This is a genomic window from Pseudomonas sp. P65(2024) (genome assembly GCF_057480955.1).
On record NZ_JBLIYX010000019.1, the window covers coordinates 1 to 15,857 of the forward strand.

The 15,857-nt window shown below is 62.9% G+C and carries 18 protein-coding genes; 6 read left to right on the forward strand and 12 right to left on the reverse strand.

What is annotated here, in order from left to right; genetic code table 11:
• The first annotated feature begins 289 nt into the window (after window positions 1-289).
• Window positions 290-559 carry a DUF3077 domain-containing protein gene (locus tag AC25MA_RS21595; RefSeq protein WP_011534690.1) on the forward strand — a complete coding sequence of 90 codons (270 nt, stop codon included), beginning with the start codon at window positions 290-292 and terminating at the stop codon, window positions 557-559.
• 164 nt (window positions 560-723) lie between these two features.
• Here the strand turns inward: AC25MA_RS21595 and AC25MA_RS21600 are convergent, their stop codons facing one another.
• The 4 genes from AC25MA_RS21600 to AC25MA_RS21615 form a co-directional block, all read right to left on the reverse strand.
• Complete coding sequence (locus tag AC25MA_RS21600) at window positions 724-1,128, reverse strand: DUF7878 domain-containing protein (protein ID WP_232853668.1); 405 nt, start codon at window positions 1,126-1,128, stop codon at window positions 724-726.
• 26 nt (window positions 1,129-1,154) lie between these two features.
• Window positions 1,155-2,318, reverse strand: a complete 1,164-nt coding sequence (locus AC25MA_RS21605; RefSeq protein ID WP_232853669.1) for an AAA family ATPase — start codon at window positions 2,316-2,318, stop codon at window positions 1,155-1,157.
• A gap of 82 nt (window positions 2,319-2,400) precedes the next feature.
• Window positions 2,401-3,717 (reverse strand): APC family permease, encoded by a 1,317-nt coding sequence (locus tag AC25MA_RS21610; RefSeq protein WP_486972375.1) that lies wholly within the window; start codon window positions 3,715-3,717, stop codon window positions 2,401-2,403.
• A gap of 281 nt (window positions 3,718-3,998) precedes the next feature.
• Window positions 3,999-4,811: a LuxR C-terminal-related transcriptional regulator gene (locus AC25MA_RS21615; RefSeq protein WP_062363637.1), complete on the reverse strand. Its 813-nt coding sequence runs from the start codon at window positions 4,809-4,811 to the stop codon at window positions 3,999-4,001.
• Between the two features lie 123 nt (window positions 4,812-4,934).
• On the opposite strand from AC25MA_RS21615, the gene AC25MA_RS21620 reads away from it, so the two are divergent.
• From AC25MA_RS21620 to AC25MA_RS21630, 3 genes are all read left to right on the forward strand, one after another.
• Window positions 4,935-5,750: a carbon-nitrogen hydrolase family protein gene (locus AC25MA_RS21620; RefSeq protein ID WP_028690513.1), complete on the forward strand. Its 816-nt coding sequence runs from the start codon at window positions 4,935-4,937 to the stop codon at window positions 5,748-5,750.
• A 124-nt stretch (window positions 5,751-5,874) separates the two neighbouring features.
• Window positions 5,875-6,534, forward strand: a complete 660-nt coding sequence (locus AC25MA_RS21625; protein WP_051555662.1) for a hypothetical protein — start codon at window positions 5,875-5,877, stop codon at window positions 6,532-6,534.
• A complete protein-coding gene (locus tag AC25MA_RS21630; protein ID WP_028690512.1) occupies window positions 6,524-6,910 on the forward strand; it encodes a hypothetical protein in 387 nt (128 codons plus the stop codon). Before AC25MA_RS21625 ends, AC25MA_RS21630 begins: the two co-directional genes overlap by 11 nt.
• Before the next feature lie 13 nt (window positions 6,911-6,923).
• On the opposite strand, the gene AC25MA_RS21635 is transcribed toward AC25MA_RS21630, so the two are convergent.
• From AC25MA_RS21635 to AC25MA_RS21645, 3 genes are all read right to left on the reverse strand, one after another.
• On the reverse strand, window positions 6,924-7,466 hold the full coding sequence (locus AC25MA_RS21635; protein WP_062363645.1) for a hypothetical protein: 543 nt from the start codon (window positions 7,464-7,466) through the stop codon (window positions 6,924-6,926).
• A gap of 118 nt (window positions 7,467-7,584) precedes the next feature.
• Complete coding sequence (locus AC25MA_RS21640; protein WP_062363648.1) at window positions 7,585-8,457, reverse strand: contractile injection system protein, VgrG/Pvc8 family; 873 nt, start codon at window positions 8,455-8,457, stop codon at window positions 7,585-7,587.
• Window positions 8,458-8,644: 187 nt separating this feature from the next.
• A complete protein-coding gene (locus AC25MA_RS21645) occupies window positions 8,645-9,748 on the reverse strand; it encodes a polyamine ABC transporter substrate-binding protein (RefSeq protein ID WP_197866485.1) in 1,104 nt (367 codons plus the stop codon).
• A gap of 138 nt (window positions 9,749-9,886) precedes the next feature.
• On the opposite strand from AC25MA_RS21645, the gene AC25MA_RS21650 reads away from it, so the two are divergent.
• A complete protein-coding gene (locus tag AC25MA_RS21650; protein ID WP_028690508.1) occupies window positions 9,887-10,678 on the forward strand; it encodes a helix-turn-helix transcriptional regulator in 792 nt (263 codons plus the stop codon).
• Window positions 10,679-10,725: 47 nt separating this feature from the next.
• On the opposite strand, the gene AC25MA_RS21655 is transcribed toward AC25MA_RS21650, so the two are convergent.
• Window positions 10,726-11,157, reverse strand: a complete 432-nt coding sequence (locus tag AC25MA_RS21655; RefSeq protein ID WP_028690507.1) for an MAPEG family protein — start codon at window positions 11,155-11,157, stop codon at window positions 10,726-10,728.
• The gene (locus tag AC25MA_RS21660) at window positions 11,154-11,468 is read right to left on the reverse strand and encodes a hypothetical protein (protein ID WP_028690506.1); all 315 of its coding nucleotides are present in this window, start codon (window positions 11,466-11,468) and stop codon (window positions 11,154-11,156) included. The genes AC25MA_RS21655 and AC25MA_RS21660 overlap by 4 nt, the downstream gene beginning before the upstream one ends.
• A gap of 112 nt (window positions 11,469-11,580) precedes the next feature.
• On the opposite strand from AC25MA_RS21660, the gene AC25MA_RS21665 reads away from it, so the two are divergent.
• Window positions 11,581-12,402 (forward strand): helix-turn-helix domain-containing protein, encoded by an 822-nt coding sequence (locus AC25MA_RS21665; protein WP_486972376.1) that lies wholly within the window; start codon window positions 11,581-11,583, stop codon window positions 12,400-12,402.
• A gap of 85 nt (window positions 12,403-12,487) precedes the next feature.
• Here AC25MA_RS21665 and AC25MA_RS21670 read toward each other — a convergent pair whose 3' ends face one another.
• The 3 genes from AC25MA_RS21670 to AC25MA_RS21680 all read right to left on the reverse strand — a co-directional run bounded on the left by AC25MA_RS21670 (window position 12,488) and on the right by AC25MA_RS21680 (window position 15,822).
• Entirely contained in the window at window positions 12,488-12,937 is a 450-nt protein-coding gene (locus AC25MA_RS21670) for a hypothetical protein (RefSeq protein WP_486972377.1), read from the reverse strand.
• A gap of 99 nt (window positions 12,938-13,036) precedes the next feature.
• Window positions 13,037-14,389 (reverse strand): spinster family MFS transporter, encoded by a 1,353-nt coding sequence (locus AC25MA_RS21675; protein WP_486972378.1) that lies wholly within the window; start codon window positions 14,387-14,389, stop codon window positions 13,037-13,039.
• A gap of 179 nt (window positions 14,390-14,568) precedes the next feature.
• On the reverse strand, window positions 14,569-15,822 hold the full coding sequence (locus tag AC25MA_RS21680) for an OprD family porin (protein ID WP_280092765.1): 1,254 nt from the start codon (window positions 15,820-15,822) through the stop codon (window positions 14,569-14,571).
• Window positions 15,823-15,857: the final 35 nt, after the last annotated feature.

Sequence of the window (15,857 nt, forward strand, 5' to 3'; positions counted from 1 at the left end):
GCAGACTATGAAGCGCTACTGCCGTGGAACTGCTCGCCGGAGATGCCACGATAACTGCGACTTCCTATTCTCGGTAGGTGGGGTTCATGGATCGCTTACCGTTGATTCAGGTGCAGATGCCGCAGGTGGAGCCTCGGACGTTGCATTAAGCCGGTATGTCATGAGTTGCCTGGACGGGCCCTGTTCGCCAGCAAGCTGGCTCCTACGAGGGGCGCGATTTGCCTGTAGGAGCCGGCGTTGCCGGCGAATGGGCCAGGCCTGGCACCGAAGATTTCAGGGAGATTGAGCCATGAGCACAGACGACACCACGCCCCACACCACCGTGGGCAAGACCAAGTTCTACCAGGGTGAGAAGCATACCGACCCGCTGTTCTGCATCGAACCCGGCATCCCTTGCCAGCACGCACGGGAACAAGCTTCGGAGTTGATGGGCTGCGTGTGCGACCTGACCATCACCGGGATCATGGAGGAGAAGCCTCAGCTGATCTGGGCGTCGTATTACCTGAGCGCGCTGGCCAAGGCGCTGATGGATGATGCGGAGTTGGGGATGAAACACTGACGCCACAGGTAAACGCGGGCCCTGTGGGAGCGGCCTTGTGTCGCGAAAGGGGTGCGTAGCAGCCCCGGCAATCTTCGCAACACATCAGAAACCGGGGGCCGCTTTGCGGCCTTTTCGCGACACAAGGCCGCTCCTACAGGTTGCGCGTAGGCTTGAATGGGTTGTCAGGGCAAAACGGCCTGCAGACGCTGGTCGATTGCCTGCCTCAAGTCATGAACATACCGCTCGAAACATTCGATAGCCTGCTCCAGCGTCACTTCGGGACCATGCTCGCACACCGCCCAACAGGACCATAGTGAGAAGACCGATCTTGCGTGGCAGTAGCGCAGCGCGAGGATCGGTTCCTCTTCTTCGTCCATCGAGGCGTAGTAGAAATCCTGAGCCCCACGGGTGGCCACGGCTTTCAACCAGTGCGTCACCATGTTCGCCAATTCGAGCAGCAGGCAGAACTCCACCTGCAAGAACACCTGCCCCTGCACTTCAATGCTTAGGCGGCCTTCGGTAAAAGCCGCCGCGTTGTAGCCCGACATGTCGTCCGGCAATGTGAGCAATTCAAAGTCGATCTTCATCGGTGTTCGCCTGCCCTGAACATCTATCAGCGCTTGCCCAGCATCGCCTGGCGCTCCCGCCAGATCTCCTGCACGAACGGATCGGTCACGCCATACAGGCCATGCCCCCGGCGAATGATCAGGTTCGCCGCCAGCAACTCATTGGCCACCGGCTGGATCTCCTCCACCCGCACTTCACGCCCCACGAACGTCGAATACTCGCCCGCCGCCTCGCTGGAAAACACGCCCCGCGTCTCGCCATCCACGGAGGCGATCCGGGCGAAAATGGCCTGGGCCAGCACGCCCAGTTCCTCGACCTTCATCAGCTCCAGGTCGGCCGCCGCCGAGCGCAGCGTGGCCGCTATCACCGGCAGCACCACATCCGCCCCGGAACCGAGGCTGGGCGAGTGAATCAACTGACGCAGGGCACGGATGAACTCTTCAGGCCGGCTGCCCAGTGTCTTGAACGCCTCGGTCGCCACTTCCAGCGAAGGCAGGTTATCGAGGCCGTCCGCGGCGAGCCGCTGGAGCCAGAACGCGACATAGCCCTCGTCCAGCACCGGATAGGCCACGTTGGTGGCGCCGGCAAACGCCTGGTTACGCCGGGCGGTCAGCTCGTTGACCATGGCCCGGTGCGAGCCGGTGCCGATGAACAGGAAATGCCCAGGCGTCGCGGGTCTTGGGTTGATGGCGTCACGCGCGGCCTTCAGGGCCAGCATCATCTGCTGCCCGTCCTCTGTGGTGATGGCATGCTGCACTTCGTCGACGATCAGCACGACAGTCGCCTTGGCCTGGTCCACCGCTTCGGTCAGCGCTTCGGCGAGTGTCACGCCGCCTGCATCACCCAGGGTATCGAGGTTGAAACCGAACTTGAAACCGGCCAGCTCCACCTCGGCGCCACGCACGCGCTTGAGACGCTGCATGAACGACGAGGTCGGTGTCTGCAGTTCGAGCAGGGCTTGGCGCACGGCAGCCAGCACCAGTTTCACCGGGCTTGTCTGGGTGTCGCTCCACAGGTCGACGTAGATCACCAGTGCGCCCTGTGCCTCCAGGGCCGGGATCAGATCGTTCTTGAGAAAGGTTGTCTTGCCCGTCCGGCGCAGGCCGGACAGGAACAACCCGGAACGCAGGCCGATATCCAGTGCCGAGGGCTTGAGCAGTTGCCTGGCCATATCGGCTGCCAGTTCCGGGCGCAGGAAAATGTCAGCCATGGGTTTATCCTGAATTATGAGATACCAATAATTATTGGCCTGGAATAATTCCATGTAAAGCCGAAGTGGCTTGCTCAACACCTCAAGACTCAACCTCCATCAACCCCGGCGTAGGCTTGCTGAACCCCGCCGTCAGCCACATCAGGTACACCCCGCCACACACCAGCCAAGCCACCCCGGCCAGTATCACCACCGTGCTCAGCAGCGACAGCAGATACAGGTTCACCCCAATCGCCAGCAGCGGAAACACCACGAACCCCACCCCACTCAACCGCTGCTTGCGCCGCTCACGCCGGTAGTACGCAATCACGCAGACATTCACCGCCGCAAACGCCAGGAACGCGCCGAAGTTGATCAGCGAAGCGGCCGAGCTCACATCCGCGCCGATCCCGATCAACCCCAGCCCGGCGATCAGCAGCAGGTTGAACACCGGCGTGCGCGCCGTGCCCTGCAGCTTGGCGAAACAACGCGGTGGCAGCACGCCTTCGCGGCCCATGAAGTACAGCAAGCGGCTGGCGCTGACCTGCACCGCCAGGCACGAGGCGAAGCCGGCGACGATGCCGCCGAGGTTGACGAAGTCGGCGAAGAACTGCCCGCCCACCTCGATCGACAGCGCGTAGGTCGCGGTCTCTGGGTCGGCGAACTGGCCGCCGGGATGGCTCAGTTGCATCAGGTAGGCCACCGCCGTGAACAGCAGCCCGCCCACGCTGATCACCAGCAGCACCGCCCGGGGGATGTCGCGCTTGGGCTGCTCGGCCTCCTCGGCCAGGGTGGTCACGGCGTCGAAACCGAGGAACGAATAGGCGGCAATGGCGGCGGCGGCAGTGAGGCCGGTCAAGGTGCTGTGTTCGTTCCACACGGGGTGGGTGAAGCCGACCTGGGGCTGCCCGGCCACATAGCGCAGGCAGTAGCCAATGAACAACAGCACCAGGGCCACGCTCAGGACCGTGAGCACTTTGTTCAGGCGGTCGGTCAGGGTCATGCCGCTGACGGTCACCGCCGTGGTCAGGCCGATATTGATCAGCAGCCAGCCCCAGGTGGGCACCTGCGGGAACTGGGCGTTGAGGAACACCGACTGCAGCAGCCAGGCGACCATGGGCATGAACAGGTAGGCCAGCAGTACCGCCCAGCCGACCACGAAGCCGCAGCCGGGACCGAGCAGGCGCTTGGCGTAGTAGTAGGCCGAGCCGGACACCGGGAACAGGCGCGACAGCTTGGCGTAGCTCAGGGCCGACAGCAGCATGGCACCGGTGGCCAGCAGGAAGGCGCTGGGGGCGATGCCGTCGCTGCGTTCGGAGATCACGCCGAAGATCACCATGGCCAGGCTCGGGCACATGTAGGCCAGACCGAAGACGGTCAGGGAAGTCAGGGAAAGTTTTGCAGGGGTGGCGTCAGGCATGGGTGGCCTCCTGGCGCGCAGGGGCGATGCCACGGGCCGGGCCGTGAGCGAAATGAGCCATGGGTCATCCTCTTGTGATTGTTCTAGGAAATTGCCCAGCCGGTCTGGCTGCATAGGGGCGCAGGGACGGCGTGCACAGCAAGTTACTCGGGGGATGGCACCGGCTTTGCCGGTGATCGCGGGGCTAGCCCGCGCCTACAAGGTGCAGGGCCAGTATGCGGATCCCCGTGCGGATTCCTATAACGTCGAAGGATTAACCTGGGGGTAATGGCGCGGGGGAATCACGGCGCCGGTTGCAGGCTGGCGAGGTCTTCGCCGGCCAAAAACAGCAGCGAGAACAGCTCGCTCTGGGAGTTCACGTCCAGCTTGCGGTACACGTTGCGGCGATGGACCTTCACCGTCTCGGCCGACAGTTTGAGCTTGATGGCCGTCTCCTTGTTCGAATGGCCCGACAGGATCAGCCGCACCACGTCCAGCTCCCGCGCCGTGAGCACCGACTCCAGCTGCCGCCGTGCTTCGTCGCGCCCCTGGGCCAGGCCCAGCGCGGGCTTGGCCGGTGCGCGCTCGGGCAATTGCTCGAAGTGCAGCCGCTGGCGCAGCAGGCCGATCAGCCAGGGGCGCACCAGCTCCAGCTGGGCGATGGCCTGGGCGTCGAAACGTGAGCGCCCGCCCAGCGACAGGCACAGCGTGCGCCCATCGCCCAGGGCCAGGTTGAACTGCACCTCGTCGGCGACCACGTTGTGGGTGAAGTACAGGCGGTAGTAGTCGGTCTGCTGGAACTGCTCCGGGGCCACGTCGGCCAGGCGCACCAGGCCGGTCAGCGGCCGCTCGCGGCTGCTGATGTAAAACGGGTCGAGCAGGTACAGGCCGTTGGCGTACTCGCTCACCAGCGGGTCGATGCCCTCGCGCTCGTAGGGGCTCTGGTCGAAGATCAGCGGCTTGTCGTGGCTGAACAGCAGCGCCACCCAGGTGTCCACCTCGACGAAGTCGCCGAGCAGCGTGGCCAGTGTGCGCCAGAAGCTCGGGCGGTCGAGGTGCTCGATGCATTGGCCAACACCCTGGTGCCACGAAAGATCCTGCAGGCTCAAGCTCATGCCCTACCCCCGGGTTAACCCGTCGAAGTGATTGTTTTGCCAGTGATTGTTTTCATACTTGCACCACCCTTCGCAAATGTCACTCGCCCGCGGAAGGGTCGGGCCCAGCGAGACGGATTGCCCATGAAGATCGAAGTGGTACAGACGACAACCCGCGACGGCGACACCGCCCACAACCTGCGCGGCATCCTCGAGGCCCTGGCCCAGTGCGCGCCGGACACCGATATCCTGCTGTTCCCCGAGTCGCACCTGACCGGTTTTCTCACAGCAGATGACGTCGGCATGCTGTCCGAAGCCATCGACGGCGATGCCGTGCAGGCAGTGGTCGCGGCGGCGCGCCAGCACAATGTCGCGGTGGTGCTGGGGCTGTACGAGAACGACGGCGGCACCTTCTACAACACCACCCTGTTCATCGCCCCCGAAGGCATCCTGCTCACCTACCGCAAGACCCACCTGTGGTTGCCGGAGCACGGCATCGTCGTGCCGGGCGACCGCTTCGCCACCGTCGAATGGCGCGGCGTGCGCCTGGGCCTGTTGATCTGCTACGACAGCGAATTCCCCGAGACAGCGCGGGCACTGAAGGCCCTGGGCGCGCAGTTGATGCTGATCACCGATGGCCTGGCCGAACCGGAGGATCACGTGCACCGGGTGTCGGTGATGGCCCGGGCGATGGAGAACCAGGTGTTCGCTGTGGTTGCCAACCGCGTGGGCGAAGGGCCGGATGGCTGCGTGTTCGTGGGGGCGAGCCTGGCGGTGGACCCGTATGGCCACACGCTGTTCGAGGCCGGGCGTGGCGAGTCGCGGCATAGCGTGACCCTGGACCTGTCGCTGATCGGCAAGGCCCGCGCCTTCCATGACTACAGCGCCAACCAACGCATCCGGTTGCCGGGTGAGCGGATCGAGCATGCCAGTGGCGTATGGGAGCTGGTTATCGATTAAAGGAGGACACTCCCGTAACCGACAGGAGTGGTCCATTCAACGAGGCCCGAACCCGGCGCTCGTTCCCTGGCGCAACAACCGAAGCGCGATGCACAATGCCCGCGCCCATAACCAAGGAAGCCGAATGGACACCTCCCTGCTGGATGATTGGCGCGCCTTGGTCGAAGGCCACAGCGATATCGATAAATCCCAGTTCATCGCGCTGTTCAAGGAGCATGGCCAGCCCCACGAGGTGGCCACCATCCTCGAAGGCTTCAAGCACGCCCCCGAACTGGCCAGGCGCACGTTGGAAGTGCTGGCTGCCGGCACGCTTCCCTACCTGTACCTGCTCCCCACGCAACGAGGCACGCCAGAACAACTGGCAGCCGCTACCCGGCGATGGATGGATGTGCAGGCCGACTTTTTCGAGCGGACGGGCGATTCAGAGCTGATGACCCTGACCCGCAATGCGCGGGTGATCTGCAAGCCCATGGCCGACCTCAAGGCTATCGACAACTTCGATATACCGGGCACCTGGGCCAGCGAAGCATTAGGGGATGCGGTTCGCGAAGCCGCCGACTGCCATACCGCCGCCGACTACGCATTGTTCGAGGCCTGGTACGGCATCGCGGCGGACTATGGGCTGGCTTGGTACATCGCCGCCCCGCTCATTGCACTGGACATCGACTTTACCGCCTACTTCGAGCTATGGCGGCTGGGTGGAGCCTTTCTGCACCTGGGGGAAGAATGCTGGGTCGCCCAGCGCTTCGAAGCGTCGACCGAGGGTAACGTCATTGAGCCTTGATCTGTTCCTGGAAGCTGACGCATCGCTTGACGCAGCAGCACTGGCAAACGCCCTGCAAGCAGCTGGCGCGATTGAAGTCACGCGTACAAGCGACAGCCTGGAAGCCTACTTCCCGTCATGGCTGACGCTGACCGCCGACCTCGTCATCACCGACCACACCCTCTATGCAGAGGACACCAAACAGCTCGACTTCAGTGTCGCCACGCGCGCCAGCATCAGGATCAAAGGGCCTGGGCCGCAGGAACATTCACCCATGGCGGATCTGGACAAGATTGCCAATGCCATTGCGCGGACAGGCTCACGCTTCGTGATCAGTTTTCAATTCGAGCGAACCCTGTACTGGCAGGACGCAGAAGGATTGCATCGCGACGTTTAACCGGCTCCATGCATCAACTGCCTTTCAATGCCTCCCCCGTCACCACATCAAAACGGTAGACGGTGTCGTAGAAATCCACGACTTCCACATGGTCAGGCGCCAGCTGAAAGCGTCCGGTGAAGATGTCGGCGCCCATGGCCTTCCAGATAACGTCGCCCTCAAGGGACAAACCTGTGATTTCCAACTCGCCGTGCGAAATCAGTGCACGCTGCCGCGCTGCCCAATAGAGACCGAAACAGGTCGCCAGATCCACCTTGCGCGACCAAAGCAGGTCATGGGGAGCGGTCAGCGACACGCAGGCAACCTGGTTGCCCACGGCCAATAGCAGCTTGTCGTCGATCACCAGCGCCGACTGTGCATGTACTCCTGTCCCGCCTCCGCCGGCACCGACCACCAGCAGGCCGAAGTCGTCCAGCATTACGCCATGAACCGATGACACGCCATCGTCGCCCAGGATGATTTCCCGCGCATAACACCGGATATTGTCTGTGGAGTCGAACGTGTAGGTCGGCTCGTCAACGACGGCAATCACACCATATCGAGAGTCGATATTCATCGGTGCGCACCACCGGGGGGCAGGGAATCGTCAACCATGAGTTTATTCGCAATTATGGGATGCCAATAATTATCAACCTGGAATAATTTCGGATAAAGCTGCCGTGGCCAGAATGAGGCTATCGGCAGCACAGGCACCCACTGACCCGCGGCTGATCGGGATCGTTTCCGAGAAATGAGACCATCACCTCCATGCCCGTTCGCGGAGGCGTGACCGCGCAAGGCCAATCGGACGCCACCGACAGCCAACAACAACTCTTGTCATCAAACCTGTCCTCAGGATCCCAGGGAAACTTCACCTGAATCCGGACAAGCCTCTGATCACACGGGCTCTCGTCATCCTCCACGGCAATGACCACGGCGGTCTGGTTCCCCGCCACCCGTGGTTTGGCATGAACCAGCGGCGGACGATAGAGCACGCCCCACGGCAGCACCGCCTGGCCATCGGCAAACACCAGCACATGCCCCTGGGCACTGTGCTGGAAGTGAAAACGGATGCCCTCCTCTTCACACAAGCGCTGGACGAAGTGCAGGTCCGTTTCGCCATACTGGGTGCAGTAGTCGCGCTCGGGGTAGCTCGCACTCAGCTCGAAGCGGTAAGCGTCGCCCACAATCCCATGCTCTTCCAGGATCAGGGCAACGATCCTGGGCACCGAGAACTGTTGAAAGATCCGCTGGTTGATGCGGTGACGCAGGTAGGACAAGTGCGGCACCAGGGTCAACCTGTAACGCGCCGAACACGGGGCCTGCCTCATCGGCGCGATGTGGTAGATCCGCCCATGGATGCCATTGCCGTTCATGTCGAAGCTGAAGAACGCCTCGAGGTCGAGGAAGCGTTCAAGGTCCAGGTCGGGCCATTCGCTGGCCAGTTCCACGTTGAAAAAGAAAGGCCTGTTGGCCACCGCTTCCCCGGTGTAGCCGAGCACCTGGAAATCGTGCTCCACACCTTTGATCGTCAAGTTCAAATATGTCTTCTGGGCTGGGCTGAACATCCGCTGTTCTCCTCCGGCTCAAGATGAAATCAGGTACGCAAGACCATCACCCGCCTCGGCTGAGCAGCCGGATACCGGGAGACGATGGTGTTCGCTGGTGCTTGGAGCAATGGGCCGCAGGCAACCTTGGTCAACGCGCTGTCCGGTACTCCCTTGCACCGGGCAGCTGCCGACACGTCAACTCAAGTCAGACGCCACTCTTCACCTTGATCCAGACCCGCGTGCGGATCCGCTCCAGCTTCAACGGCAGCGGCTCAAGCGGAATCAACGTGGCAACCGTCTTCTTGTCGGGGTAGATCCACGGGTTGTCCCGCAGCGCCTGTTCGACGAACTGGGTGGCGTCCTTGTTGGCGTTGGGGTACAGGGTGTGGTTCGAGGTCTTGGCGATCACTTCCGGGCGCATCATGTAGTTGATGAACGCCATGCCTGCCTTGGGATGGGGCGCATCCTTGAGCAGCACCAGGTTTTCCGACCACACCAGCGCGCCTTCGCGCGGCAGGCTGTAGTTGATCCTGCGCCCGGTGTTGTTCTTCTCGTTGAGGGCCTGGGCGGCCAGGGCGCCGTTGGCCCAGCCGACCACCGCGCAGATATTGCCGTCGGCCATGTCGGTGTCGATGCGCGACGAGTCGAAATACAGCACGTAGGGGCGGATCTTCATCAGCAGGTCTTGCGCCTTCTGGTAATCCGCAGGATTGCTGCTGTTGCTGGGCAGGCCCAGGTAGTTCAGGGCAATCGAGATGATCTCGCTGGGCGAGTCGAGCATCGCCACGCCGCAGGATTTGAGCTTGCTGATGTTCTCTTCCTTGAAGATCAGGTCCCAGCTGTCCACCGGCGCCTGATCGCCCAGCGCGGCCTTGACCTTGTCGACGTCGTAGCCGATGCCGGTGGTGCCCCACAGGTAAGGCACCGCGTAGCGGTTGCCGGGGTCGTTGACCGCCAACTGGGCGAGGATATCGGGGTCGATGTGCGACAGGTTGCCCAGTTGCGCGCGGTCCAGCGGCTGGAGCACGCCCGCCGCGATCAGGCTGGGCAGCACGTTGGAGGTCGCCACCACCACGTCATACCCGGTGCGCCCGGCCATGACCTTGCTCTGCATGATGTCGGCGCTGTCGAACGCGTCCATGTGCACGCGGGTGCCGGTTTCCTGCTCGAACGCCTTGGGCGTCTCCGGCGCGAGCAGCCCGAACCAGTTGTACAGGTGCATCCCGGGCTGGGCGGCCAGCACCGAGGTGCTGATCCCTGCGCAGAGCAGCGAGGCCGAAAAAAGGGTTCGCAAACGTGACCTTCTCATGCAACATCCTTATCGAATCGATGTATCTTCACGGCCATCCTAGGCCCAGTGAGCGACTATACCGGGCAGGACCGGATAGTAAATACCTCGGAATACTTACCTCTGACCTGCGAGTTCCTAACCCAAAAGGGGTAGATAATGCCGTTCGACCTGCAAAGCCTGGCCTGGCACCGATCGATCGGCAAGCTGATCATGCAGCTGGACCGTCCGGCGTTCTGGAGTTCGCTGGTTCGGGTATTGAACGAGTACGTGCAGATCGACAACTGGGTGGTATTGATCTTCGCCAGCCAGCAAGTGGAAGTGGTGAGCCTGCCCGAGGTGGCGGATGCCGAAGAGGTCAACGCGTTCATCCATCGTTATGTAAAGGGGCTCTACCTGCTGGACCCGTTCTACATCGCCAACCGGGAAAACCCGCAGAGCGGGTTCTTCCACCTGCTGGATATCGCGCCGGAGTACTTTCTCGAAACCGAGTACTACCACCAGTACTTCGCGCACTACATCTCGGCCGATGAGGCGCAGTACAACGTTCAGCTCGACGCTGACCGCACGCTGTGCATCTCCATTGGCAGCAAGGCGCGCTTCAGCCAGGAACAGATCACCATCCTCGACCTGATCAAGCCCTGGGTGACGGCCTTGATGCACCAGCGCATGGCCTTCGAGGTGGATGTCGAGAAGGACCTTGTCGAGGTACCGCCCTGGCAGGAAACACTGACCCAGCTGGGCGCGCAGATCACCACCCGTGAAAGCGATGTACTGAGACTGCTGCTGAGCGGTTTCTCCAACAAAGAGATTGCCGGAAAGCTTTCACTCTCGGCGGAAACGGTGAAAGTGCACCGCCGGAACATTTACGCCAAGTTGAACATCAAGTCGCAGTCGGAATTGTTTGCTCGCTTCTTTGTGCCGAAGTCGGATGCTTTCTGTACCAGTTGAATTCAGGCATCTTGCCTGCCGCCGGCTGCTGCACGCCTGGCAGACCTTCAAGGCGTCGATGCCAGCGCCTCGATGACCAAGGTCGCCAACCCGATCAAACAGATTACCCCCACGCCATAACTCACCGTCCGCCACGGCTGGATACCCGCCAGGTAAGTCACCGTATGCGACACCCTGGCCACGGTGAATACCCCGCTCAGCCAAGCCGTCATGGCAACCGGCGCCTCCAGTACGACCGCCAGGCCGCCCAGCGCGAGGAACATCGGGATGTTCTCCAGATCGTTGCGCCAGGCCTGCATGGCCCGCGTGACCTGCGGCAGTTCCGCAGGGCAAGCCGCGCGCTTGAACACCGCCGCATCCTCGCGGTTGATGAAGGCCAGGAAACGCAGGCGGAAGTAACCTTGGTAGCAGGAAATCGCCAGCATCTTGAAGAACAGCACCACTACGCAGCAGGCGTAGACCGCCAGGGCGCCGCTCATGCCCCTGGCCTCTGCGCCAAGCCCTTGACCACGATGTACAGCAGCGGCCCCAGGGAGACAAACAGCGCCGTCAGCACCAGATAGGGCAAGACACCAAGCAACGACCCGCCCCGCTGGCGCTGGTCGTTTGCCATCCAGATACAGCCCAGACCGGCCATTACATACAGGTCGATAACGACCTGGGCCGTATCGGGTCGGGACAGCAGATCGAGGCCAAAGGCAAGAAGTGATTGCTCGGCACTCATCAATGTCCAACCGGTGTACAGGGTGAACAGCAACAACACTGGCAGCGCGATCCATCGTGCGTTCATTCGTCGATTCCTTCAGGGGCGATGTTGCCGTCACGGTAGTGATAGAGTCGTCCCCGCCTCAATGACCTCACAGGTCATGGAGGCTTCAGCCAAGGACAGCCAGAGTCGACGCATGAGCCTTTCTCCCTTTCACCCGATGCACACACCTGCCATCACCGATGCCGGAGAGCACCTGCGCCGCCTACGCCGCCAGGCCGGGCTCAGCCAGCTCGACTTGGCGCTGGTGGCCGGCCTGTCGCAACGCCACCTGAGCTGCGTCGAAACCGGCCGCGCCAAGGCCAGCCCGAGCACCCTGCATGCCCTGCTCAGCGCGCTGGAAGTGCCGCTCGAACACTGCAACGAGGTGTTCCTCGCGGCAGGTTACGCACCACGCTATACGGCCTCGGCACCGGACGCCCCAGCCATGAAGATGGTGCATGACGCAGTGGAGCACATCCTGCAGGCCAACAACCCCGCACCGGCCATCGTCATCGCCAGCAACTGGGACATCACGGCGGCCAATGCCAGTGCCGGGCTGTTGTTCACCATGGTTGGCGTACCGACGAGCAGCACCTCGGGCCTGAACCTGCTGGACACACTGCTGCGCCCGGGCGGACTGGGTGATCATCTGGTCAATGCCGATGAGATACGGACGATCGCCTGGCAGCGGGCGGCCAGGGAGGCGCTGGGCAATCCAGAATTGGCTCGGCGGCTGCAAAGCTTGCCCGTGCCACCCGCACTGGCGCCGGACACGCCGCCGTCACCGCTGGTGCTGACCCGGGTGCGTGCTGCCGAGGGCGAACTTAGGTTCCTGTCCACCTTCACCACCTTCGGCATGCCGCAGGACATCACGGTGGCATCGCTACGTATTGAACATCTGGTGCCGGCCGACGATGAAACATGGCAAACCATGACGGCAGCCTATCAACGGGGAATCCGCAACGCCAAGACTTGAGTAACCGGCGCGGCGTCAGGTCTCGATGAACCTCAGTGCCAACCTTCACGACGACAAGCAAGTACTGAGAAACCAAGCTATCCGCTCAATCACTCGCGCTGCTCATCAGTATCCACCGCTGCCCCTGGTTTTGAATGTCGAAGGCAAAATCCCACCACACGGGATACGCAGGGTGCCCTTCGGCAAGCCAGAACCTGCGGATGATGTCGGCCCGGTCAAGACGGACCTGGCCGAGCAGCACCTCTACCAACCTGAGCACTTCGGGACGTTTGGCCGGCAGGTCCAACGGCCCGTAGCCGCCGTCCCCTGGGTGCAGCAGGTGTTCGATGATTTCGCCGCGAGCATCGCTTGCACAGATCGGTGAATCACCACCCACGGTACAACCTTTGCCCACCGAATGACGCAACTGCGCTTCGAGTGGTCTGTCCAGTGCAAAGGGACCATACGCGTTCAACCAGAGCGTATAGTTCATCCCATCCAACAAATGCTCCAGTCGAAGTATTTCGTCTGTCCGGGTATCCATCACCACGCGCATTGACTGTTGCTCTCCTGCTCTTGCGCAAAGATGGGTAGTCTGCGAGAAAACCAAGGGACATGCCAGCAAGTGCTGGCGACCAGGCCGATACACTTGGACTCAAGCCTGCGCGGCTTGCCCCGCCACCGCTGCGCCATCCAGCACCATGCCCTCGCGCATCCGCTGCGCATCCCGGCTGAAACACCGCGAGGCCGCCAGCAGGAACACCATGGTCAGCAACAGGGCCACGGGGATCAGGTACATCGCGTCATGCAGCCCCTGGGCCTTGAACGCTTCGCTCATCGCCACCTCGCCCGCCGCCGCCATGGCCGACACGGCAAAATGATCCGACAGTCCACCGACCACCACCGGCCCCAGGCCGCCACCCAGCAGGTACAGCCCAGCGAAGAACAGCGCCATGGCCGTGGCCCGCAGGCGCGGTTGCACCACGTCCTGGATGGCGGTGTACACGCAGGTGTAGAAGTTGTAGGAGAACAGCCAGCCGACCCCGAACACCGCCACGAACACCCCCAGTTCGATGCGCCCGGCATGCAGCGCCCAGGCGGTAAACAAGGTGGCCACCAGCATGCTCAACGCGGCGAACACCAGACGGCCGTTGGCGAAGCGCTGGTGCACCTTGTCGGCCATCCAGCCGCCAAGGGTCAGGCCCACCAGGCCGCTCAGGCCGACGATCATCCCGGTGGCCACCGCAGCGTCGTGCAGCGGCAACGCGAAGTAGCGCTGCAGCATCGGCACCATGAACGAGTTGCAAGCATACGAGGCGAAGTTGAAGGTCAGCCCCGCCAGCACCAGCCAGGCGAAGGTGGGCACGCTCAACACCCGGCGCAGGGGGCGGTCCAGCGGGGCCTGGGCGGTGGCCACCGTCTCCGCCGCGCCGCGCGCGGGCTCGCGGATCATGAAGATGAACAGCGCCAGCAGCACGCCAGGCACGGCGGCGATGAAGAACGGCGCGCGCCAGCTGTCGAAGGCCTGGACCATCGCACCGATGGTGAAGAATGCCAGCAGCAGGCCCAGCGGCAGGCCAAGCATGAAGATGCCCATCACCCTCGCCCGCCGTCCGGCGGGGAACAGGTCGCCGATCAGCGAGTTGGCGGCCGGCGCGTAGCTGGCCTCGCCGATGCCCACGCCCATGCGTACCAGCAAAAAACTCCAGAAACTGCCGACCATGCCGTTGACCGCCGTCAGCCCGCTCCAGACCAGCAGGCCCCAGCCCATCAGCCGGCTGCGCGAGCCGGTGTCGGCGATACGCGCCAGCGGCAGGCCGGCGATGGCGTAGACCAGGGTGAAGGCGGTGCCGATGATGCCGATCTGGAAGTCGCTCAGGTGCCACTCCAGACGGATCGGCTCGATGACGATGGCGGGGATGGTGCGGTCGAAGAAGTTGAACAGGTTGGCCAGGAACAGCAGGAACAGGATGCGCCAGGCGTTGGACGCTTGGGTGGCGGTGGGCATAGTCGGGTCCCTCGTTATTGTTGTTCGGGGCTTCCAGCACGCCTTTGCAATCTAGAGGGACATCAGGTCATCGTCTGCCAACATTGATCGCGTTGATACCAGCCGATGGGACGCCGCAAGCCCGCCATCAATGCCCACAACCGACGCCTGGACGCGCACCGGCCACCCAGGATGGACACTCACCAAAGCGCGATGTCGTAGGTCAGGTACACACGGTTGCTGTCGCGACCGCGGGCGAAGTCGGAACGATAGACATAGTTGCGCAACCTCACCCCCAGGCCTTTGAGCGGGCCACCCTGGACCACGTAGGCCAGCTCGGCGTCACGCTCCCATTCCTTGATACCCGCCTCCCCGGCGCGACCGTTGGCGCCGCTGAGGTAACGCGTCATGAAGGTCAGCCCGGGCACCCCTGCGGCGGCGAAGTTGTAGGCATAGCTGGCCATCCAGGTTTTTTCCTGCTCCTCGATGAACTTGCCGATACCGACGTTGCTGAACGAATACACCGTTGCGCCGCTGATATAGGGCAGCCCCGCCTCGCCATCAAGCACCTGGTAGCCGGCACCGACCGTATGCCCGGAATGCGCATACGCCAGTTGCCCGCTGTACAGGTCGTTGTCGATGGCGCCGCCATGGGCGGCACCGCTGTCGCGGCTCCTGAAGTAGCGCAGGTCGGTGGTCAGCACCCCGCCGGCCAGCGGCAGGTCATGCACCAGGCCGGCGAAGTCCTGGCGATAGAAGCCGTCGAGCCGGGCGTGGAAGTAGCTCAGGCGCAGCGGCTTGCCCACCGCATAATCGGCACCGACGTAGGAGAAATCACCGGACGCGTTGCCGCTGTAGCCATCCAGGTACAAGCCGGTGCTGTCCGAGGAGTCGCGCAACTTGAACTTGTCCAGGTGACCGGCGGTGAGGCTCAACCCATCGATGTCGGTGCTGGTCAGCTGCGTGCCCTGGTAAGTCTGCGGCAACAACCGCGCGTCGTTGTAGACCAGCACCGGGGTCTTGGGCAGCAAGGTGCCGTGCTTGATCACGGTCTGGCCCAGGCGCGCCTTGGCGGTCAGGCCGGCGCTGCTGAATTCGTCCGCGGCCCGACCGTCGTCGTGCACCGGCAACAGGCCGCTGCCGCTGCGACCGCGTCCGGAGTCCAACCGCACGCCCACCAGGGCCAGGGCATCGAGCCCAACGCCCAAGGTGCCTTGGGTGAACCCGGACTGGTAGTCGAGCAAAAAGCCCTGCGCCCACTCGGTCCGCTCATGCTTGGCGGAGGCCGCCGCGCGTGGGGACAGGCCCTGCTCGTCACGGAAGTTCTCGTTGAAATAGACGTTGCGCAGCTGCAGCTTGAGCTTGCCGTCGTCGACGAATCCGCCAGCGCCGGCAACGGGCAACCAGCCGCAGAGCAGGCCACAGGTGGCCCCACGGAAAACACTTCGGAACATGATCGGTACTCTGTTGTTGTTCTTGGATGAGCGGT